This is a genomic window from Cellulomonas chitinilytica (assembly GCF_016862675.1).
Taxonomy (GTDB): Bacteria; Actinomycetota; Actinomycetes; order Actinomycetales; family Cellulomonadaceae; genus Cellulomonas; species Cellulomonas chitinilytica.
Genome location: NZ_BONK01000018.1, coordinates 58,002 through 79,357, shown reverse-complemented (window position 1 = coordinate 79,357; position 21,356 = coordinate 58,002). Strand labels below are relative to the sequence as shown.

The window sequence follows — 21,356 nt, the reverse complement described above, 5'->3', positions numbered from 1 at the left end:
GCGACGCTGCGGATGACCGCGGTACAGGGTAGGCGACGAGTGGCTGTTCGTTCCACCACCGCCCACCGCTGACCGACAGACGGACGGACCCCGGGCTCCCCGGGGTCCGTCCCTGGTCAGAGACCGACGGCGTGCGCCTGGAAGCGCGCGATCTTCGCGAACTCCTCGGGGTCGAGGCTCGCACCGCCGACGAGCGCGCCGTCGACGTCGGGCTTCGCCATGATCGAGGCCACGTTCGACGACTTCACCGAGCCGCCGTACAGCACCCGGACCACCTGGGCGGTGTCCGCGTCGTACAGCTCGGCGAGCCTGCCGCGGATCGCCTCGGACATCTCCTGGGCGTCCTCGGGCGTCGCCGTCTCCCCCGTGCCGATGGCCCACACGGGCTCGTACGCGATGACCACGTCGCGGACCTGCTCGGCCGTGACGTCGGCCAGGCCGCCCTCGAGCTGGAGCAGCGTGTGCTGCACGTGCGCCGCGGCACGGCGCGTCTCGAGGTCCTCGCCGATGCACAGGATCGGGCTGATGCCCTCCTCGAGCGCGTTGCGGAGCTTCGCGTTCACGAGCGCGTCCGACTCCGCGTGGTACTCGCGGCGCTCGGAGTGCCCGACGGTCACGTACGAGACGCCGAGCTTCGCGAGGAACACCGGCGAGATCTCACCGGTGTACGCGCCGGCCTTGTGGGCCGAGAGGTCCTGCGCGCCGTACTTCAGCTCGAGCTTGTCGGCGTCCACGAGCGTCTGCACGCTGCGCAGGTCCGTGAACGGCGGGAGCACCGCGACCTCGACGGCCGAGAAGTCGTGCTTGCCGTCACGCAGCGCCCATGCGAGCTTCTGCACCGTGTGCGTCGCCTGGTGGTGGTCCAGGTTCATCTTCCAGTTGCCCGCCATCAGCGGGATACGCGTCGTCAACGCTCAGTCCTCCAGAACTGCGATGCCGGGGAGGGTCTTGCCCTCGAGGAACTCGAGGCTCGCGCCGCCGCCGGTCGAGATGTGCCCGAAGCCGGCCTCGTCGAAGCCCAGGATGCGCACGGCCGCGGCGGAGTCGCCGCCGCCGACGATCGAGAAGCCGCCGTTGGCGCCCGCGTCGACCAGGGCCTGCGCGACGGCGCGCGTGCCGCCCGAGAACGCCTCGAACTCGAACACGCCCGCCGGGCCGTTCCAGACGATCGTCTTCGCGTCGATGATCTTGCTCGCGAACAGCGCCGAGGACTCGGGGCCGATGTCGAGGCCGATCTTGCCATCGGGGATCGCGTCCGCAGCGACGACGCTCGCCGGCGAGTCGGCCTTGAACTCGTCCGCCACGACGATGTCCGTGGGCAGGACGATCTCGACGCCGGACTCCTCCGCCTGCGCGAGGTAGCCCTTCACGGTCTCGATCTGGTCGGCCTCGAGCAGCGAGTTGCCGACCGAGTAGCCCTTGGCGGCGAGGAACGTGAACAGCATGCCGCCACCGATGACGAGGCGGTCCGCCTTCGTCAGCAGGTTCGAGATGACGCCCAGCTTGTCGGAGACCTTCGAGCCGCCGAGCACGACCACGTACGGACGTGCGGGGTCCTCGGTCGCCTTGCGCAGGGAGTCGACCTCCTTGAGGACGAGCTTGCCGACAGCGTGGGGGAGCACGAGCGCGACGTCGTACACCGACGCCTGCTTGCGGTGCACGACACCGAAGCCGTCGGACACGTACACGTCGGCCAGCGCGGCGAGCTCGCCCGCGAGCTCCGCACGCTCCTCGTCGACCTTCGACGTCTCGCGCGGGTCGAACCGGATGTTCTCCAGCAGCGCGATCTCACCGTCCTGCAGCGCCGCGACGGTCTCCTTGGCGGAGTCGCCGACGACGTCCTTCGCGAGTGCGACCGGCTGGCCCAGCAGCTCGGACAGGCGCGCCGCGACGAGGGCGAGCGAGTACTTGTCCTCCGGGGCGCCCTTCGGGCGGCCGAGGTGCGCCGTGACGACGACGCGGGCGCCGGCCGACAGGAGCGCCTGCAGCGTCGGCAGCGCGGCACGCACGCGGCCGTCGTCCGTGATGGTCGTGCCGTCGAGCGGCACGTTGAAGTCGGAGCGGACGAGCACGCGCTTGCCGCGCAGGTCGCCGAGGTCCTCGATGGTCTTCATGGTCTCCTACCTGGGTGGACGGTCCGGGCGCGGCGTCGTCCTGGGACGCGGTGACGGTCCGGAAGGGTGCTGACACGACAGCGTCCGCGTGCGCCGGGCCGGTGGCCGGGGCGCACGCGGACGCATGACGTGTGCGGTGCGGAACGTCAGAGACGGTCGCCCACGTACTCGGTGAGCGCGACGAGGCTGTTCGAGTAGCCCCACTCGTTGTCGTACCAGGCGATGATCTTGACCTGGTCGCCGATCACCTTGGTCAGCTTCGAGTCGAAGATGCTCTGGTGCGGGTTCGTCACGATGTCGCTCGAGACGATCTCGTCCTCGACGTACTCCAGGACGCCCTTGAGCGGACCCTCGGCGGCAGCCTTGACGGCGGCGTTGACCTCGTCGACCGTGACCTCGCGCGAGGCGGTGAAGGTCAGGTCGGTGGCGGAGCCGGTGATCGTCGGCACGCGGAGCGCGAAGCCGTCGAGCTTGCCCTTGAGCTCGGGGAGCACGAGGGCGACGGCCTTGGCGGCACCGGTCGACGTCGGGACGATGTTCTGCGCGGCGGCGCGGGCACGACGGAGGTCGCGGTGCGGGCCGTCCTGCAGGTTCTGGTCACCCGTGTAGGCGTGGATCGTCGTCATGAGGCCGCGCTCGATGCCGATGGCGTCGTTGAGGGCCTTGGCGACCGGGGCGAGGCAGTTCGTCGTGCAGGACGCGTTCGAGATGATGTGCTGCGTCGCCGCGTCGTAGTCGGTGTGGTTCACACCGACGACGAACGTGCCGTCCTCGTTCTTGGCGGGCGCCGAGATGATGACCTTCTTGGCGCCGGCGTCGATGTGCGCCTTCGCCTTGAGCGCGTCCGTGAAGAAGCCGGTCGACTCGATGACGATGTCAGCGCCGAGCTCGGCCCACGGGAGGTTGGCCGGGTCGCGCTCCTCGAGAGCACGGATCTTCTTGCCGTCGACGATGATGTTCTCGTCGTCGAACTCGACACTCAGCGGGAAGCGACCGAGGACCGTGTCGTACTTGAGCAGGTGGGCGAGCGTCGCGTTGTCCGTGAGGTCGTTGACACCGACGATCTCGATGTCCGCGCCCGACGCGATGATGGCCCGGTAGAAGTTCCGGCCGATGCGGCCGAAGCCGTTGATGCCGACCTTGATGGTCACTTGCCCTCCTCGGCAGCGCCGACGGGGTCGGCGCACACAATTGGTGGTGGGAAACCGCACGCCGCTGTGCGTTCGACCGGCACCATTCCCGTTCGTGCCCAGCACGTGACGGTCGTGTGACGGTCGGATGACATGAGCCTATACCCGCTACCGGGTAGGACGAGGTGACGGAGGTCCCGCTGGGACTCGTGTCCCGTCTGGTGGGATGCCCCCCTCAGAGGTCGAGGAGCTCCGGGCTCAGCCCCGCCTCGGTGTCCGGGATCCCGAGCTCCTGGGCGCGCTTGTCCGCCGTCGCGAGCAGTCGCCGGATCCGGCCGGCGACGGCGTCCTTGGTCAGCACGGGCTCCGCGAGCTTGCCGAGCTCCTCCAGCGACGCCTCCTTGTGCGCCAGCCGGAGCGCGCCCGCCTCGCGCAGGTGCTCCGGCAGGTCGTCCCCGAGGATCTCGAACGCGCGCTCCACCCGAGCGCCTGCGGCGACCGCCGCGCGGGCCGAGCGGCGCAGGTTCGCGTCGTCGAAGTTGGCCAGCCGGTTCGCCGTGCCGCGCACCTCGCGCCGTACGCGGCGCTCCTCCCAGACGAGCATCGTCTCGTGCGCGCCGAGCCGGGCCAGCATCGCGGAGATCGCGTCGCCGTCCCGGATCACCACACGGTCGATCCCTCGCACCTCGCGCGCCTTGGCCGAGACGCCGAGCCGCCGGGCCGCCCCCACGAGCGCCAGGGCCGCCTCCGGGCCCGGGCACGTGACCTCGAGCGCGGACGAGCGCCCCGGCTCCGTGAGCGAGCCGTGCGCCAGGAACGCGCCACGCCACGCCGCCTCCGCCTCGCCGACGCCCGCCGAGACCACCTGCGGGGGCAGGCCACGCACCGGGCGACCGCGGTTGTCCAGCAGGCCCGTCTGGCGTGCGAGCGACTCCCCGTCCTTCACGACGCGCACCACGTACCGGCTCCCCCGGCGCAGACCGCCGCCGGAGACCACGATGATGTCGCTCTCGTGCCCGTAGACCTCGGCGATCGCCTGCCGGAGCCGACGTGCGGCGATGCCCGTGTCGAGCTCGGCCTCGATGACGATGCGCCCCGAGATGATGTGCAGCCCGCCCGCGAACCTGAGGGTCGCGGAGACCTCGGCCTTGCGGCAGGACGTCTTGTCAACCTTCAGACGAGCGAGCTCGTCCTTGACCTGTGCCGTCAATGCCATGGCGTCATCCTGCCATCTGGGACACGCGTCCGGGACCGGTCTCGCGGCTCACCCGCGTCCGTCCGCGGGTGTCCCGACGTCGCCGAGGAACCCGTCGTGCACGTCGCGGTAGGCCGCCGCCAGCCGCAGCGGGTCGTGCCGCGGCGTGCCGTCACCGCGTCTGACCTGGCGCAGCAGCAGTCGCGCACCGATCTGCGCGCTGCGCTCGCTGAGCGTCTCCAGGTCGTCGACCGTCGCCGGGTCCGCCACGACGGCGTCGATGCGGAGCTCCGGCGCGTGGTCGTGGAGCACCTCGAGGTACTCGTGCGCACGCATGCCGGCCGTCTCCCCGTCCTCCTCCGGGGACAGGTTCAGGGTCAGGACGATCCGCGCGGACGTCCGCAGCAGCGCGTCACGCAGCCCCGGCACCAGCAGGTGCGGCATCACGGACGTGTACCAGGAGCCCGGGCCGAGCACGACCCAGTCCGCGGCGTCGATCGCGGCGACCGCCTCCGGGCACGCCGGCGGCTCGGCCGGGTCGAGCCGGACCTGCACGATCGACCCGGCTGTCGTCGCCACCGCGCTCTGGCCGCCGACCACCACGGTCGTCCCGTCGGGTCGCCGCACGTCCGCCTCGATCCGCAGCGGCACGGCCGTCATCGGCAGCACCCGGCCGCGGGCCCCGAGCAGCCGACCCACCCAGTCGAGACCCTCGACGGTGTCCCCGAGCAGCTCCCAGAGCGCCACGATGAGCAGGTTCCCGACCGCGTGCTGGTCGAGGTCGCCGGTCGAGGCGAAGCGGTGCTGCAGCACGTCGCGCCACGTGCGACCCCAGTCGGAGTCGTCGCACAGCGCGGCGAGCGCCATCCGCAGGTCCCCCGGAGGAAGGACCCCGAGCTCGTCGCGGAGCCGTCCCGACGAGCCGCCGTCGTCGGCGACCGTCACCACCGCCGTGATGCGGTCCGTCATCAGCCGCAGCGACGAGAGCGTCGCGGACAGGCCGTGCCCGCCGCCCAGGGCGACGACGGCCGGCCCGAGGCCGCGGTCCGTGCGCCGGGTGGTCGGGGTGCTCATTCCTTGCCGAGGTCGCGCGCGGCGACCGACACGTGGTGCCCACGCTCGCGCAGGCGACCGGCGATCGCGTCGCTGATCGCGACGGAGCGGTGCTTCCCGCCCGTGCATCCCACAGCGATCGTCACGTAGCGCTTCTCCTCGTGGAGGTAGCCCGCGAGAGCCGGTTCCAGCGCGTCGACGTACCGCTCGACGAACGTCGTCGCACCCGGCAGGCCGAGCACGTAGTCACGGACCGGCGCGTCCCGGCCCGTGAGGTGGCGCAGCTCCGTGACCCAGTACGGGTTGGACAGGAATCGGACGTCGACGACGTGGTCGGCGTCCAGGGGCAGGCCGTACTTGAACCCGAACGACAGGACCGTCACGCGGAGCACGTCCTCGGACGTCCCGGCGACGACGTGCCGGACCTCCCGCGCCAGGTCGTGGACGTTGAGGTCCGAGGTGTCGATGACCGTGTCGGCACGCTCGCGCAGGTCGGCCAGGATGGCGCGTTCCGCCCCGATGCCGTCGAGCACGCGACCCTCGCCCTGCAGCGGGTGCGGGCGTCGGACCTGCTCGAACCGGCGCACCAGCACCTCGTCGGACGCGTCGAGGAACAGGATCCGGTACTCCACGCCGGCCGCCCGCAGCCCGTCGAGCACCTCCTGCAGGGCCGGGAAGAACTCCCGCCCTCGGACGTCGATCACGGCGGCGAGGCGTTGGGCGCGCGCACCCGCCGACCCGCTCGTGAGCATGCCGACGAGGTGCGTGAGCATCTGTGCCGGCAGGTTGTCGACGACGTACCAGTCGAGGTCCTCGAGGACCGCCGCGGCGCGGGTCCGGCCCGCTCCGGACATCCCCGTGATGACGAGCACCTGGGGGTCGCGCCGTACGGGTGAGACGCCGGCCGCGTCGAGCGCGGGGATGCCTGTCGGGACGGTGATCGGCGAGCGTTCGTCGGTCATGGACCCAGCATGCCAGCCGGACCGGGCTCCTCCGTGACCGCAGGTCGTCCGAGCGGGTGCGGTTCGCGGCCGGTCGCGGCCGTGCCGGGCGGACCGGCCTCGGGCACCTCGTCCCGCACGTCACCCTGCGCGTCGGGCGCGTCGGGCGCGTCGACCCGCGTTCCGGCCGGTTCGTCGGTCACGGCGACCTGCTGGGCTGAGCCTGCGGTCGTCGCCAGGGCCGCGACGACCGCCTGGGCCGTGCGCTCCCCCATGCCCTGGACCGTCGCGATCTCCTCCGCCGACGCCGCACGCAGCCGCTTGACCGAGCCGAAGTGCCGCAGCAGCGCGGCGCGGCGGGCCGGGCCGAGGCCGGGGACGTCGTCGAGCACGCTCGCGGTCATGCCCTTGCTGCGCCGGCGGCGGTGCGCAGTGATCGCGAACCGGTGGGCCTCGTCCCGCAGCCGCTGCAGGAGGTACAGGCCCTCCGAGCTGCGCTGCAGGATCACCGGGTACGCCTCGCCCGGCAGCCACACCTCCTCCAGGCGCTTCGCGAGCCCGCAGAGCGCCACGTCGTCGATCCCGAGCTCGGCCAGCGCCGCCGCGGCTGCGGCGACCTGCGGCGGGCCACCGTCGACGACCACGAGGTTGGGCGGGTACGCGAACCGCACCGGCTTGCCCGTCGCCTCGTCGATCGGGCCGGACCGACGAGGGTCGTCCTCCTCGTCCCCCAGGCCCAGCTCGACGTCCCGCGAGTCCGACCGTTCGGCGAGGTAGCGACGGAACCGGCGCGTGATGACCTCGTGCATCGCCGCCGTGTCGTCGCGCGCACCCTGACCCTCCGGCCCGCGCACGGTGAACAGCCGGTACTCGCTCTTGCGGGCCATGCCGTCCTCGAACACGACCATGGACGCCGACTGGTACGTGCCCTGGTTGTGCGAGACGTCGTAGCACTCGATCCGCAGCGGCGCGGTCGACAGGTCCAACGCCTCCTGGATCTCGCGGAGCGCCTGGCTGCGCGTCGTCAGGTCGCCCGCGCGGCGCGTCCGGTGCAGCACCAGCGCGTGCTCGGCGTTGCGGTGCACCGTCGCGGCGAGCTCGCGCTTGTCGCCGCGCTGCGGCACCCGTACCTGCACCCGGCTGCCCCGCAGCCCGCCCAGCCACACCTGCACCTGGTCGACGTCCGGCGGCAGGGTCGGCACCAGCACCTCGCGCGGGACGGCGGCGTTCTCCTCCTCCGCGCCGTACACCTGCTGCAGCAGGTGCTCGACGAGGGTCGCGTCGTCGATGTCCTCGACCTTCTCGACGACCCAGCCACGCTGCCCACGGATCCGCCCGTCCCGCACGTGGAACACCTGGACGGCCGCCTCGAGCTCGTCGCCGGCCAGCGCGAAGATGTCGGCGTCCGTGCCGTCCGCGAGCACCACCGCGTTGCGCTCCGTCGCCCGCTCCAGCGTCACGATGTCGTCCCGGAGCCGCGCGGCCTGCTCGTAGTCGAGCTCGGCGGCGGCCGCCTTCATGCGCTGCGTGAGGCGACGCGTGAACTTCGCGGTGTCGCCCGCCATGAAGTCGCAGAAGTCCTGGGCGAGCTGGTGGTGGTCGTCGGGCGTGATCCGGCCGACGCACGGCGCCGAGCACTTGTCGATGTACCCGAGCAGGCACGGCCGGCCCTGCTGGTGGGCCCGCTTGAACACCCCGGCGGAGCACGTCCGCACCGGGAACACGCGCAGGAGCAGGTCGACGGTCTCCCGGATCGCCCACGCGTGCGCGTACGGGCCGAAGTACCGCGTGCCCTTCCGCTTCGCGCCGCGCATCACCTGGACGCGCGGGAACTCGTCCGCCATCGTCACGGCGAGGTACGGGTACGACTTGTCGTCGCGGTACTTCACGTTGAACCGCGGGTCGAACTCCTTGATCCAGGAGTACTCGAGGGCGAGCGCCTCGACCTCGGTGCCGACCACCGTCCACTGCACCGAGGCGGCGGTCGTCACCATCTGCTGCGTGCGCGGGTGCAGTCCGGACAGGTCCTGGAAGTAGCTGCTCAGGCGCTGCCGGAGGCTCTTCGCCTTGCCGACGTAGATGACCCGCCCGTGCTCGTCGCGGAAGCGGTAGACGCCCGGCGAGTCCGGGATCTCTCCCGGGGCGGGTCGGTACGTCGCGGGATCGGCCATGCGTTCGAGCCTAGTTCGCACCACCGACGTCCCCGTCCCGACGGGAACCGGTGCCCGTCGCACGGTGGCTGTCCCCCGCGCGGCCGGTGGGCCTGCCGGGTGCCGCCGGCGGGCACCGCGCTCCTAGCGTCGGAGCCATGACCAGCGCCTGGACGTCCGCACCGACCGTCAGCGCCACCGTCGCCCCGCCCTCCGGCCCACCGGCCGTCGCGACGCGACGCCGCACCGCCGGCCCGCCACCCGAGCGCGGCGCCCGACACCGCCGGCTCGCGGTCGCGCTCGTCGCCGCACCCGCCGTCTGGCTCGTCGCGTGGACGCTGATGCGTGTGGACGGAAGCCGCGGCCCGGGCTGGGGCTGGACGGCCGCGCACGTGGCGTTCCTCGTGGCCAGCACGACGTACGCGGTCGCCGCCGTACTGCTCGCCCGCACGGCCTCCGGCGGCCCGACGCCGGCCCCGGCCGTCCGGCTCGTCGTCGGTGCGGCGTGCACCGCCGCCGTCGCCGGAGCGGCCGCCTTCGTGGGCCAGGCCGCGATCGACCTGTACGTCGGCGCCCACGCCGCCACCCGGGACGCCATGCACGACGTGTACGCCCCGATCCTGGCCGTCCCCGGCGTCGAGACGTGGCTCTTCGGGGTCGGGCCGTCGCTGCTGTTCGCGGGCGTCTTCGTCCTCGTGCTCGTCGCGGCCCTGCGCCGACGGGTGCCCGGAGCCGCGGCGTGGCTGTTCGGCGTCGGGAACCTCGCCCAGGTCGCCGGTCGGACGCTGCCCCCGCGCTTCGTGGCCCTCGAGGGCGTCGGGATCGGGCTGGAGGTGCTCGCGCTCGGGGTCGCCGCCGCCGGCGCGCACGACCCGCGGCACGGTCGCTGAGCCACCGCAGGATCCCCCGCGCGGCGTCGTCGTCGCGGCTAGGTTGACTGCATGGGCCCCCTGCACACCTACTCCGCCGACCTCACCTGGACCGGTGCCGGCTCGCACGGCACGACCGGCTACACGGCCTACTCGCGCGACCACGAGGTGCGTCTCGGTGCCAAGCCGCCGCTGCTCGGCTCGTCCGACCCGTCGTTCCGTGGCGACCCGCAGCGCTACAACCCCGAGGAGCTGCTCGTCAGCTCGCTGGCGCAGTGCCACATGCTCTGGTTCCTGCACCTCGCGACGGTCGCCGGGGTCGTCGTCGTCGGGTACGAGGACCACGCCACCGGCACGATGCGGGTCGAGGCGGCCGGGCACGGGCAGTTCACCGAGGTCGTCCTGCGACCCCAGGTCACGGTCGCGGCAGGGCGGCACCTGCCGGACGGCTCACCCGTGACCGACGGCGTGCTCTCCGACGTGCACCATCGGGCGCACGAGCACTGCTTCATCTCGCGGTCCGTCAACTTCCCGGTGCGGCACGAGCCGGGGCCGATCCGCACCGGTCGGGTGGCGGCGGGCGCGCTCGGCGCCGGCTGAGCCGACAGCGGGAGCCTGCACAGGTCCGGGCCGGACAGGCTGCCGGCGGCTCCACCGACGCCGGCCGAGCGGAACGCGCGCGTCAGGGCCGGCGCAGGCTGAGCCAGCGAGGCTCGAGGACGTACCCGAGCGACTCGTTCGCACGCAGCGACGCGATGTTGACCGCGGCGCCACCCGTGCCGAACATGCGGTGGCCCCGCGCCGCGAGGTCGACGACCGCAGCGGCCTTCACCGCCGTCGCGAGACCACGGCCACGCACCGTCCTCCGGGTGACGGTGAAGAGCGTCTCGACCAGGGCCTCGGCCGGGACCAGCACGGTCACCGCATCGAGGTCGCCGAGGGGACCGAACGCCCCGAACGCCCACCACCCGGCCATCGCGAGAGAGCTCTCCAGCTCGGCGACGCCCGGCACGTCGTGCGGGGTCGCGGGCGTGATCGGGTAGTCGACCGCGCACAGGGCGTCGAGCGCGACGATCGCGTCCGCGTGCTCCGGACCCAGCTCGACGACGCGCCACCCCTGGGCGCGCACGTGCTCCACACGGGCGGCGAGGCGAGCGAGGTGGGCGTCGTCGGTGAGCTGCAACCGGGCTCCCCACGACTCGGACTCGACCGTCCAGCCCTCCGCCATGAGAGGTGCCACGCGTTCGTCGTCCTCGCGCAGCACCCGGAGGTCGTCGCCCACGGGGGCCGCGCCGGCGGAGGCCGCGACCGGACCGCCGTCCGGGCGACCGGCGCTCACGCCGAGACCCGCTCGGCCACCGGCTCGAGGACCTCGGCCAGGAACCGGCCGGTGTGGCTCGCGGGCACCGTCGCGACGTGCTCCGGGGTGCCCTCGGCGATCACGAGCCCACCGCCGTTGCCACCCTCGGGACCCATGTCGACGACCCAGTCGGCGTTCTTGATCACGTCGAGGTTGTGCTCGATGACGATGACCGAGTTGCCCTTGTCGACGAGCGACTGCAGCACGCCGAGCAGCTTGCGGATGTCCTCGAAGTGCAGGCCGGTGGTCGGCTCGTCGAGCACGTAGATCGTGCGACCCGTGGACCGGCGCTGCAGCTCGGCGGCGAGCTTGACGCGCTGCGCCTCACCGCCGGAGAGCGTCGGCGCGGGCTGCCCCAGCCGGACGTACCCGAGGCCGACGTCGACGAGCGTGCGCAGGTGCCGCGAGATCGCCGGCACGGCCGCGAAGAACTCGGCCGCCTCCTCGATGGGCATCGCGAGCACGTCGGCGACCGTCTTGCCCTTGAAGTGCACCTCGAGCGTCTCGCGGTTGTACCGGGCGCCGTGGCACACCTCGCAGGGCACGTACACGTCCGGCAGGAAGTTCATCTCGATCTTCAGCGTGCCGTCGCCGGAGCACGCCTCGCAGCGGCCGCCCTTGACGTTGAACGAGAACCGACCGGGCGTGTAGCCGCGGACCTTCGCCTCGGTCGTCTCGGCGAACAGCCGACGGACGTGGTCCCAGACGCCGGTGTACGTCGCCGGGTTGGAACGCGGCGTGCGGCCGATCGGCCCCTGGTCCACGTGGACGACCTTGTCGAGGTGCTCGAGACCGGTGACGCGCTTGTGCCGGCCGGCGACCTGGCGGGCCCCGTTGAGCTCGTTCGCGAGGACCGTGTAGAGGATCGAGTTCACCAGCGTCGACTTGCCCGAGCCCGACACACCGGTGACCGCCGTGAGCGTGCCCAGCGGGAACGACACGTCGATCCCCTGCAGGTTGTGCTCACGCGCGCCCATCACCGTGAGCTGCCGCTTCTTGTCCACGGCGCGCCGCTCGGCCGGCATCGGGATCGCACGCCGACCGGACAGGTACGCACCCGTGACCGACTCCGCCGACCCCAGCAGACCGGCGAGGTCGCCCGAGTGGACCACGCGGCCGCCGTGCTCACCCGCACCGGGGCCGATGTCGACGATCCAGTCGGCGGTGCGGATCGTGTCCTCGTCGTGCTCCACGACGATGAGCGTGTTGCCCAGGTCGCGCAGGCGGGTCAGCGTGTCGATGAGACGGCGGTTGTCGCGCTGGTGCAGACCGATGGACGGCTCGTCGAGCACGTACAGCACGCCGACGAGACCGGACCCGATCTGCGTCGCGAGGCGGATGCGCTGCGCCTCGCCGCCCGAGAGCGTCGCGGCGGGGCGCGTGAGGGACAGGTAGTCGAGACCGACGTCGAGCAGGAACCCGAGGCGGGCCTGGATCTCCTTGAGCACCTGCGCGGCGATCGCGCGCTCGCGCTCGCCGAGCACGAGCCCGTCGAGGAACTCGCGCGCGTCCCGGATCGGCAGGTCGCAGACGTCCGCGATCGACCGGTCCCCGATCTTGACCGCGAGCACCTCGGGCTTGAGGCGGGCGCCGCGGCACACCGGGCACGGGACCTCCCGCATGAAGGCCTCGTACTTCTCCTTGCTCCAGTCCGACTCCGTCTCCGTGTGCCGGCGCTCGAGGAACGTCACGACGCCCTCGAAGCCCGTCGAGTACTGGCGCTCGCGTCCCCACCGGTTCTTGTAGCGGACCTTCACCTCGTGGTTCTGGCCGTACATGACCGCGTCCTTGGCGCGCTGCGGGAGCGCACGCCACGGCACGCTCGTCGAGAAGCCCATGTCCTGCGCCAGCGCGCTCAGCACCCGCGCGAAGTACTCGCTGGAGATCTGCGACCACGGGGCCACCGCGCCCTCGTCCAGCGAGAGGTCCTCGTCCGGCACCACGAGGTCGGGGTCGACCTCGAGCCTCGACCCGATCCCGGTGCACTCCGGGCACGCGCCGTACGGCGCGTTGAACGAGAAGGTCCGCGGCTCGATCTCGTCGAGCGCCAGCACGTGGTCGTTCGGGCACGCCCGGTGCTCGGAGAACCGGCGCTCGCGCGACAGGTCGTCGATGTCGGCGTCGACCAGCTCGACGACGAGGATGCCGCCCGCGAGACCGAGCGCGGTCTCGACCGAGTCCGTGAGGCGCCGCTGGACCCCGTCGCGGGACACGAGACGGTCGACGACGACCTCGATGTCGTGCTTGAGCTTCTTCTCGAGCGTCGGCGGTTCGGTGAGCTGGACGACCTCGCCGTCGACCCGGGCCCGTGCGAACCCCTTGGCCTGCAGCTCCTTGAAGAGGTCCGCGTACTCGCCCTTGCGGCCGCGCACGACGGGCGCGAGCACCTGGTACCGCGTCCCCTCGGGCAGCTCGAGGAGGCGGTCCACGATCTGCTGCGGCGTCTGCGCGGTGACGCGCTCGCCGCACTCGGGACAGTGCTGCGTGCCGGCGCGCGCGAAGAGCAGGCGCAGGTAGTCGTACACCTCGGTGATCGTGCCGACCGTCGACCGGGGGTTCCGGTTGGTCGACTTCTGGTCGATCGAGACCGCCGGCGACAGGCCCTCGATGAAGTCCACGTCGGGCTTGTCCATCTGCCCGAGGAACTGCCGGGCGTACGCGGAGAGCGACTCGACGTACCGGCGCTGACCCTCGGCGAAGATCGTGTCGAACGCCAGCGACGACTTGCCCGAGCCCGAGAGCCCGGTGAACACGATGAGCTTGTCGCGCGGGAGGTCGAGATCGACGTTGCGGAGGTTGTGCTCGCGGGCGCCCTGCACCACCAGACGTTCATTCACGGCCGGAAGTCTACGTCCCGCCACTGACAGTCGCACACCTGTTCGACGCGGGCGAACACGGTCATGGACGTGCCAGGACCGTCGTCGCAGGCCATCCTGGGGTTTGCGAGGCAGGACCCCTCGGCGAGAGGACCGGACGGTGAGCTACACCGGCGACGTCGTGGTCGGCGGGCCCACGCAGCTGCGCGTGCTCGACGAGATCGAGATCCGCAAGGTCGCGGTCGGGCCCATGACGAACAACGCGTACCTGCTCACGTGCCGCCGCGAGGGCGCACAGCTCCTCGTCGACCCCGCCGACGAACCCGAACGGCTCCTGGACCTCGTCCAGGAGGGGTCGGCCACCGCACGGCTGGACGACGTGGTCGTCACGCACCGGCACGCCGACCACCACCGCGCCCTGCCCTCCGTCGTCGCCGTGACGGGAGCCGACGTCTCCGCGGGCGCCCCCGACGCGGACGCGATCGCCGCGACGTCCGGCGTGGTCGTCGACCGGCGGCTGCACGACGGCGACACCCTGGCCGTCGGCCACGTCACGCTCGAGGTGATCGCCCTCGCGGGCCACACCCCCGGCTCGGTCGCCCTCGTGTACCGGGAGCCCGCGCACGCGCCGACGCCCGGGCGGGCCCACCTGTTCACCGGGGACTCGCTGTTCCCCGGCGGCGTGGGCCACACGCACGGCGACGAGACGCTCTTCGCCCAGCTCTTCGACGACGTCACCACCCGGCTGTTCGACCGCTTCGACGACGCCACCTGGGTGTACCCGGGCCACGGTGCCGACACGACTCTCGGAGCGGAGCGGCCGCACCTCGCCGAGTGGCGGGCGCGCGGCTGGTGAGGACGGTCACGGAGCGGCGACGAGGAGCCACCTCCGGACGGTGACGCCGTCCGGCTCGACCGCGAGCTCGCCGGGCAGGAACCCCGCCCGCGCGAGCACCTGCTCGGACGCCGAGTTGCCGACCATCGTCGAGGCCCGCACGGACGGCTCACCGTGCGCGAGCAGCCAGCCGGCGAGCCCGCTGACGGCCGCGGTCGCCAGCCCGCGTCCTCGCGCGGCCGGCAACAGCGCGTAGAAGAGGAACGGCCCCGAGCCGCGGGTCCCGACCCCGATCGTGCCGACCGGTGCGTCGCCGGCGACGATGATGAACCGCCCGCCGCGTCCGGCCGCCCGGATCTCCAGGTTCCGCGTCACCCGACGGCGCGCCTCCTCCTCCGAGGCGTCCGGCGGGTAGTACGTCCACCGGGTCACGTCGGGGACCCGCGACAGCTCCTGGTCGAGGCGCCAGTCGTCCTCCTCGACGGGTCGCAGGTGGGCGACCTCCCCTCGGGCCGTCGTGATGTCGAGGCCGTCCGGGACGAGCACGGTCACTCCTCGACGGGACCGAGCACGGACGTGGCCACCGTGGCGTGCGCGGACTCGTCGTCGGACGGGTGGAAGATCCCCGCGAGCACGTCCCGGTACAGCCGGCCGAGCTCGTTGCCCGAGAAGTACGAGCCCCCGCCGGACACGCGCAGCGCGAGGTCCACGACGGTGCGTGCGCTCTCCGTCGCCCGGACCTTCAGCCCGACGAGCTGCGCGAACCAGCGCGACCCGTGGTCGACCTGCTCGTCGACGTCCCGGGCGAGCGCGAACACCTGCAGCTCGGCGCCGTCCTGCGCGAGCGCCGCGTCCGCCACCTTCCAGCGGATGTCCGGGTCCTGCGCGTACGAGCGGCCGTCGTACTTCATCGACGTGCGGCGCCGCGCCGCCGCCGCGCCGAGCTCGACCGCCCGCCGCCCGACCCCCGTGTAGACGGCCGCGAGCAGGACCTCGAAGACCGCGAACAGCGCGAAGACGAACGAGTCCGCGCTCGGACCCGGCGGCAACGACCGGTACACGCGGTCCGCCGGCGCGTGCGCGCCGTCCAGCTCGGTCGTCGCCGACTGGGTCGCACGCATCCCGAGCGTGTCCCAGTCGTCGCGCGTCCGGACACCCTCGCGCCGGACGACCCCGTGGACGAGGCGCGGGTCGTCGGGGTCGGAGTCGTCGAGGCCGAACGTCGCCAGCCGGGTCCACACCGGCGACAGCGACGTGAAGATCTTCGTGCCGAAGTAGCGGTAGCCACCCTCGCCGTCGGGCTCCGCGCGGGTGCGCGACCCGAACATCACCAGGTCGTTGCCCGCCTCCGAGTTGCCGAACGCGAACACCTCCCCCGCCGCCGCGTCGCGCAGGACGAACTCCACCGACTCGTCACCGCGCGCCACGAGGAGCGCAGCGAGCCCCGTCACGACGAGGTGCATGTTCACCGCGAGGGCCGTCGCCGGGGCGGCCGCGCCCAGCCGCGCCTGCTCCCGGGCGACCTCCTCGAGCGTCAGACCGGCACCGCCCAGCCGCTCCGGCACGAACGCCCGCAGGTAGCCCACCTCGACGAGCTCGGCGAGGTCGTCGAACGGGAAGGTGTTGTCCCGGTCGTGCCCGGCCGCCCGGTCGTGGATGCGGGTCAGCAGGTCGTCGGTCAGCAGCGTGCGCAGCGTCCGGGGCATGACGCCACTCTGCCATCGGCCGCGGACGCGGACCGTTCGTCCCCCGGCGCCGCAGGATCCGGCAGGATGCCGTCATGCCCACCTACGTCGTCCGCTACACCTACGACGAGCGCACCGACGTGCGCGACGCCGTCCGCCCCGAGCACCGCGCCTACCTCGGCGACCTCGCCGAGCAGGGGGTGGTGCTGGGCTCGGGACCGTTCACCGACGGCGAGCCCGGCGCCCTGCTGGTCTTCCGCACGGCCGACCGGGAGGCGCTCGACGCCGTCATCGCGGCGGACCCGTTCACGCGCGAGGGCGTCGTCCGCGAGACCGACGTGCGTGCCTGGGACATCGTCATCGGGCCGTGGAGCGCCCCCGCCTGACGTCCGACCGCCGGCCTCCGCGTCAGCCGCGCGCCGCGTCGGACCCCGCCGCGACCGCGGCCCGCTCGTCGCGACGCGACTTCACGATGCTCGCCCACGCCGTCACGCCGAGCGTGAGGACGATGACGAGCAAGGACGCCCAGATCGGGATGTCCGGCGCCCACGCGACCGGCTCGCCGCCGTTGATGAACGGGACCTCGTTCTCGTGCAGCGCGTGCAGCAGCAGCTTCACGCCGATGAAGCCGAGCAGCACGCCCAGCCCGATGTTGAGGTAGACGAGCCGCGTGAGCAGGTCGCCGAGCAGGAAGTAGAGCTGGCGCAGGCCCATCAGCGCGAACAGGTTGGCCATGAGCACCAGGTACGGCTCGCTCGTGAGCCCGAAGATCGCCGGGATCGAGTCGAACGCGAACAGCAGGTCGGTCGCGCCGAGCGCGACCAGCACGATGAGCATCGGCGTGATGAGCCGCTTGCCGTTCTGCACGACCGTGAGGCGCACGCCGTGGTACTCCGGGGTCGCCGGGAACGTGCGCTGCACCAGGCGGAGCAGGAGCGGCGGGTGGAACTCGTCGTCGTCGGACTCGCCCTCGCGCGAGACCTTCCACGCCGTCCAGACGAGGAACGCGCCGAACAGGTAGAACACCCAGCTGAACGCCGAGATGACGGCGGCGCCCGCCGCGATGAAGATCCCCCGGAACACCAGCGCCAGGATGATCCCGACGAGCAGCGCGGTCTGCTGGTAGGCGCGCGGCACCGCGAACCGGCCCATGATCAGCAGGAACACGAACAGGTTGTCCACGGACAGCGAGTACTCGGTGAGCCACCCGGCGAAGAACTCGCCCGCGTACTGCCCGCCCGAGGTGGCCCACACGCCGAGACCGAACAGCACCGCCAGCCCGATGTACAGCGCCAGGTAGCGCAGGCACTCGGCGGTCGTGGGGACGTGCGGCCGGCGGCCGACGACGGCGACGTCCACGACGAGGATCGCGCCGGCGACGGCCAGCGAGATCAGCCAGACGAGGGGGTCGATGTGCACCGGGTGGTCCTCAGCTCTCGGGCGACGACACGGTGTCGTCGTGACGGGTCTTCAGCAGGCTCGCGACCGTCGCCACCGTGAGGGTGCCGAGGATGAACGCGAGCGACAGCCAGATCGGGATCTCGGGAGCCCACGGGACGGGCTCCCCGCCGTTGATGAACGGCAGCTCGTTGACGTGCAGGGCGTGCAGGACGAGCTTCACCCCGATGAACCCGAGGATCACCGCCAGCCCCTGCGAGAGGTACACGAGGCGGTCGAGCAGGCCGCCGATGAGGAAGTACAGCTGCCGCAGGCCGAGCAGCGCGAACGCGTTCGCCGTGAACACGATGTACGGCTCCTGCGTGAGGCCGTAGATCGCGGGGATCGAGTCGAGCGCGAACAGGACGTCCGTCGCCCCGATCGACACCATCACGACGAGCATCGGGGTGAGCACCCGCTTGCCGTCGATCCGCACCGTCAGCCGGTCGCCGTGGTACTCGTCGGTGGTCGGCACGAAGCGCTTGAGGGTCCGCACCGCGAAGCCCTCGCCGACCTTCTCGTCCTGGGGATGGTCCGGATCGTGGTGCTCGCGGGCCAGCTTGACGGCCGTGTACACGAGGAACGCCCCGAAGATGTAGAACACCCAGGAGAACTGCTCGATGGCGGCCGCGCCCAGCAGGATGAACACCGTCCGCAGCACCAGCGCGATCGCGACGCCGACCAGCAGCACCTTCTGCTGGAACTCCCTGGGCACCGCGAACTTCGTCATGATGATGAGGAAGACGAACAGGTTGTCGACCGAGAGGCTCTTCTCGGTGATGTACCCGGCGAAGTACTCGGTGCCGAAGTTCCACCCCCACGCCGTCCCGACGACCACGCCGAAGAGCAGCGCGAGCACGACGTAGAAGATCGACCAGCGCGCCGACTCGGAGAACGTCGGGGCGTGCGGGGTGCGCACGTGCGCGAAGAAGTCGAAGACGATCAGACCGACGACGAAGACGGCGGTCGCTGCCCAGACCCAGCCGGACACATCCATGCAGAGACCTCCGGTTCGCGATGTGCGTCGATACCGAAGGTCTCCCCCGCCCGCCGGGTTCTCCGTGGCGGACCGATCGCGCCGGGCCCCGCGAGCGGGTCCGTGATGACGACAGGATCGTGTGTGGGGTACTCCCCTTCAACCGCCGCCAGCATAGGCCACGGCGGGTCGGTGCGCCGTCCCGTGGCCGCGAGCCACGCCACCTCACACCAGGCAGAACTCGTTGCCCTCCGGGTCGACCATGACGATCCAGAACCCGCTGACGGGCTCGTCGAACTCGCGCAGACGCCGGGCGCCGAGGGCCTCGAGCTCACCGGCGCGAGACCGGCAGAGCTCCGCGTGCTCAGACCGCGGGCGTCCGGCGGTCACCTGGACGTCGAGGTGGACGCGGTTCTTCGCCGTCTTGCCCTCCGGGACCCGCTGGAAGAACAGCCGCGGCCCGGCGCCGTCGGGATCCACGACCGCGTAGCCGTCGTCCCGCCGCTCGGGCGGCATGCCCTTCTCGTCCAGGAAGTCGTCCCACGTCGCGTACCCGTCGGGCGGCGGCTGCTCGACGTACCCGAGCAGCTCCGCCCAGAACGTCCCCAGGGCGGCCGGGTCGGCCGCGTCGAACGTCACCTGCACCGTCGCCGCCATCGCATCCGTCCCTGACCTGGTGCGACCCGCGTCAGGCGGTCGCCGCCTGCATCTGGCGCAGCTCCTTCTTGAGCCCACTGATCTCGTCGCGGAGCCGGGCCGCGAGCTCGAACTGCAGCTCCCCGGCGGCGGCGTGCATCTGCTCGGTGAGGTCGTGGATGAGGTCGGCGAGCTCGGAGGCCGCCGCTCCCGTGAGCCGCGTCCGCTCGTCGCGGGCACCGCCCTTCGAGCCGAACCCGGGCACGGGTGCCTTGCCGCGGCTCGCCTGCCTGCCGGCGCCGCCGAGCAGCTCGGCCGTGTCGGCGTCCTCCCGGGCGAGCAGGTCCGTGATGTCGCCGATCTTCTTGCGCAGCGGGGTCGGGTCGATGCCGTTCGCGACGTTGTAGGCGATCTGCTTCTCGCGGCGCCGGGTGGTCTCCTCGATCGCGATCTCCATCGCGGCCGTGATCCGGTCGGCGTACATGTGCACCTGGCCGGACACGTTGCGCGCCGCGCGGCCGATCGTCTGGATGAGCGACTTCCCGGAGCGCAGGAAGCCCTCCTTGTCGGCGTCGAGGATCGCGACGAGGGAGACCTCCGGCAGGTCGAGACCCTCGCGCAGGAGGTTGATGCCGACGAGCACGTCGTACTCGCCGAGGCGGAGCTCGCGCAGCAGCTCGACGCGTCGCAGCGTGTCGACCTCCGAGTGGAGGTAGCGGACCCGGACGCCCTTCTCGAGGAAGTAGTCCGTGAGGTCCTCGGCCATCTTCTTGGTCAGGGTCGTGACCAGGACGCGCTCGTCCTTCTCGACCCGGTCGTGGATCTCTCCGAGCAGGTCGTCGATCTGGCCGTGCGTCGGCTTGACCACGACCTCGGGGTCGACGAGCCCCGTGGGCCGGATGATCTGCTCGACCACACCGTCGGACATCGAGAGCTCGTAGTCCCCCGGGGTCGCCGACAGGTACACGGTCTGCCCGATGCGCTCGACGAACTCCTCCCACCGCAGCGGCCGGTTGTCGGTCGCGCTCGGCAGCCGGAACCCGTGGTCGACGAGCGCGCGCTTGCGGGACATGTCGCCCTCGAACATCGCGCCGATCTGCGGGACCGTCACGTGCGACTCGTCGATGACGAGCAGGAAGTCCTCGGGGAAGAAGTCGAGCAGGGTGTTCGGGGCCGAGCCGGCGGAGCGCCCGTCGATGTGCCGCGAGTAGTTCTCGATGCCGGAGCACGAGCCGATCTGGCGCATCATCTCGATGTCGTACGTGGTGCGCATGCGCAGCCGCTGGGCCTCGAGGAGCTTGTTCTGCCGCTCGAGCTCGTCGAGCCGGTCGGTGAGCTCCGCCTCGATCCCGGCGATGGCCCGCTCCATGCGCTCCGGCCCGGCGACGTAGTGCGTCGCGGGGAAGATCATCATCTGCTGCTCGGACCGCACGACGTCGCCGGTGAGCGGGTGCAGGGTCGCGATGGCCTCGATCTCGTCGCCGAAGAACTCGATGCGGATCGCGAGCTCCTCGTACATCGGGATGATCTCGACCGTGTCGCCGCGCACGCGGAACGTGCCGCGGGTGAACGCCAGGTCGTTGCGCGTGTACTGCATCTGCACGAACCGGCGCAGCAGCTGGTCGCGGTCGATCTGGTCGCCCACGGACAGCGTCACCATCCGGTCGACGTACTCCTGCGGCGTGCCGAGGCCGTAGATGCAGGACACCGACGCGACCACCACGACGTCGCGCCGGGTCAGCAGCGAGCTGGTCGCGGAGTGCCGGAGGCGCTCGACCTCGTCGTTGATCGACGAGTCCTTCTCGATGTACGTGTCCGTCTGCGCGATGTACGCCTCGGGCTGGTAGTAGTCGTAGTACGACACGAAGTACTCGACCGCGTTGTTCGGCAGCAGCTCGCGGAACTCGGTCGCGAGCTGCGCGGCGAGCGTCTTGTTCGGGGCCATGACGAGCGTCGGCCGCTGGACCTGCTCGATGAGCCAGGCCGTGGTGGCGGACTTGCCCGTGCCGGTGGCGCCGAGGAGCACCACGTCCTTCTCGCCCGCGTTGATGCGCCGCGCGAGGTCGGCGATGGCGGTCGGCTGGTCGCCCGACGGCGTGTACTCCGAGATGACCTCGAACGGGGCGACGGTGCGCTGGAGCTCGGTCACGGGTCGCATG

General features: G+C 71.9%; 19 protein-coding genes. 4 read left to right on the top strand and 15 right to left on the bottom strand.

The genetic code is table 11. The features are described 5' to 3' along the window. Positions 1–116: 116 nt before the first annotated feature. The 7 genes from tpiA to uvrC form a co-directional block, all read right to left on the bottom strand. Entirely contained in the window at positions 117–911 is a 795-nt protein-coding gene (tpiA, locus tag Cch01nite_RS20580; protein ID WP_203758378.1) for a triose-phosphate isomerase, read from the bottom strand. Between the two features lie 3 nt (positions 912–914). Continuing rightward, a complete protein-coding gene (locus tag Cch01nite_RS20575) occupies positions 915–2,114 on the bottom strand; it encodes a phosphoglycerate kinase (RefSeq protein WP_203758377.1) in 1,200 nt (399 codons plus the stop codon). Between the two features lie 146 nt (positions 2,115–2,260). Next, on the bottom strand, positions 2,261–3,265 hold the full coding sequence (gap, locus tag Cch01nite_RS20570) for a type I glyceraldehyde-3-phosphate dehydrogenase (protein WP_203758376.1): 1,005 nt from the start codon (positions 3,263–3,265) through the stop codon (positions 2,261–2,263). Between the two features lie 214 nt (positions 3,266–3,479). Next, complete coding sequence (gene whiA, locus Cch01nite_RS20565; RefSeq protein WP_203758375.1) at positions 3,480–4,460, bottom strand: DNA-binding protein WhiA; 981 nt, start codon at positions 4,458–4,460, stop codon at positions 3,480–3,482. A gap of 48 nt (positions 4,461–4,508) precedes the next feature. Further along, the gene (locus Cch01nite_RS20560) at positions 4,509–5,513 is read right to left on the bottom strand and encodes a gluconeogenesis factor YvcK family protein (protein WP_203758374.1); all 1,005 of its coding nucleotides are present in this window, start codon (positions 5,511–5,513) and stop codon (positions 4,509–4,511) included. Then, positions 5,510–6,454, bottom strand: coding sequence for an RNase adapter RapZ (rapZ, locus tag Cch01nite_RS20555; protein ID WP_203758373.1), 945 nt, complete (start codon positions 6,452–6,454; stop codon positions 5,510–5,512). The genes Cch01nite_RS20560 and rapZ overlap by 4 nt, the downstream gene beginning before the upstream one ends. Further along, positions 6,451–8,604 carry an excinuclease ABC subunit UvrC gene (gene uvrC / locus Cch01nite_RS20550; protein ID WP_203758372.1) on the bottom strand — a complete coding sequence of 718 codons (2,154 nt, stop codon included), beginning with the start codon at positions 8,602–8,604 and terminating at the stop codon, positions 6,451–6,453. The genes rapZ and uvrC overlap by 4 nt, the downstream gene beginning before the upstream one ends. Before the next feature lie 137 nt (positions 8,605–8,741). On the opposite strand from uvrC, the gene Cch01nite_RS20545 reads away from it, so the two are divergent. Together Cch01nite_RS20545 and Cch01nite_RS20540 are read left to right on the top strand one after the other, a co-directional pair. Then, a complete protein-coding gene (locus tag Cch01nite_RS20545; protein ID WP_203758371.1) occupies positions 8,742–9,473 on the top strand; it encodes a hypothetical protein in 732 nt (243 codons plus the stop codon). Positions 9,474–9,524: 51 nt separating this feature from the next. Next, complete coding sequence (locus Cch01nite_RS20540) at positions 9,525–10,052, top strand: OsmC family protein (protein WP_203758370.1); 528 nt, start codon at positions 9,525–9,527, stop codon at positions 10,050–10,052. An 82-nt stretch (positions 10,053–10,134) separates the two neighbouring features. On the opposite strand, the gene Cch01nite_RS20535 is transcribed toward Cch01nite_RS20540, so the two are convergent. Then, positions 10,135–10,791 carry an acetyltransferase gene (locus tag Cch01nite_RS20535; protein WP_203758369.1) on the bottom strand — a complete coding sequence of 219 codons (657 nt, stop codon included), beginning with the start codon at positions 10,789–10,791 and terminating at the stop codon, positions 10,135–10,137. After that, a complete protein-coding gene (gene uvrA, locus Cch01nite_RS20530; RefSeq protein ID WP_203758368.1) occupies positions 10,788–13,649 on the bottom strand; it encodes an excinuclease ABC subunit UvrA in 2,862 nt (953 codons plus the stop codon). Before uvrA ends, Cch01nite_RS20535 begins: the two co-directional genes overlap by 4 nt. 139 nt (positions 13,650–13,788) lie before the next feature. Here uvrA and Cch01nite_RS20525 point away from each other — a divergent pair, with 139 nt between their 5' ends. Next, the gene (locus tag Cch01nite_RS20525; RefSeq protein WP_239071158.1) at positions 13,789–14,484 is read left to right on the top strand and encodes an MBL fold metallo-hydrolase; all 696 of its coding nucleotides are present in this window, start codon (positions 13,789–13,791) and stop codon (positions 14,482–14,484) included. Positions 14,485–14,490: 6 nt separating this feature from the next. Here the strand turns inward: Cch01nite_RS20525 and Cch01nite_RS20520 are convergent, their stop codons facing one another. After that, positions 14,491–15,009, bottom strand: coding sequence for a GNAT family N-acetyltransferase (locus tag Cch01nite_RS20520; RefSeq protein ID WP_239071156.1), 519 nt, complete (start codon positions 15,007–15,009; stop codon positions 14,491–14,493). A 2-nt stretch (positions 15,010–15,011) separates the two neighbouring features. Beyond that, positions 15,012–16,169: an acyl-CoA dehydrogenase family protein gene (locus tag Cch01nite_RS20515; protein WP_203758366.1), complete on the bottom strand. Its 1,158-nt coding sequence runs from the start codon at positions 16,167–16,169 to the stop codon at positions 15,012–15,014. A 74-nt stretch (positions 16,170–16,243) separates the two neighbouring features. On the opposite strand from Cch01nite_RS20515, the gene Cch01nite_RS20510 reads away from it, so the two are divergent. Continuing rightward, the gene (locus Cch01nite_RS20510) at positions 16,244–16,534 is read left to right on the top strand and encodes a YciI family protein (RefSeq protein WP_203758365.1); all 291 of its coding nucleotides are present in this window, start codon (positions 16,244–16,246) and stop codon (positions 16,532–16,534) included. Positions 16,535–16,556: 22 nt separating this feature from the next. Here the strand turns inward: Cch01nite_RS20510 and Cch01nite_RS20505 are convergent, their stop codons facing one another. From Cch01nite_RS20505 to uvrB, 4 genes are all read right to left on the bottom strand, one after another. Then, a complete protein-coding gene (locus tag Cch01nite_RS20505) occupies positions 16,557–17,567 on the bottom strand; it encodes a TerC family protein (RefSeq protein WP_203758364.1) in 1,011 nt (336 codons plus the stop codon). Between the two features lie 10 nt (positions 17,568–17,577). Then, positions 17,578–18,582, bottom strand: a complete 1,005-nt coding sequence (locus Cch01nite_RS20500; RefSeq protein WP_203758363.1) for a TerC family protein — start codon at positions 18,580–18,582, stop codon at positions 17,578–17,580. Positions 18,583–18,786: 204 nt separating this feature from the next. Further along, positions 18,787–19,218 carry a VOC family protein gene (locus Cch01nite_RS20495; RefSeq protein WP_203758362.1) on the bottom strand — a complete coding sequence of 144 codons (432 nt, stop codon included), beginning with the start codon at positions 19,216–19,218 and terminating at the stop codon, positions 18,787–18,789. Between the two features lie 31 nt (positions 19,219–19,249). After that, positions 19,250–21,355 carry an excinuclease ABC subunit UvrB gene (gene uvrB, locus Cch01nite_RS20490; RefSeq protein ID WP_203758361.1) on the bottom strand — a complete coding sequence of 702 codons (2,106 nt, stop codon included), beginning with the start codon at positions 21,353–21,355 and terminating at the stop codon, positions 19,250–19,252. Position 21,356 lies beyond the last annotated feature (1 nt).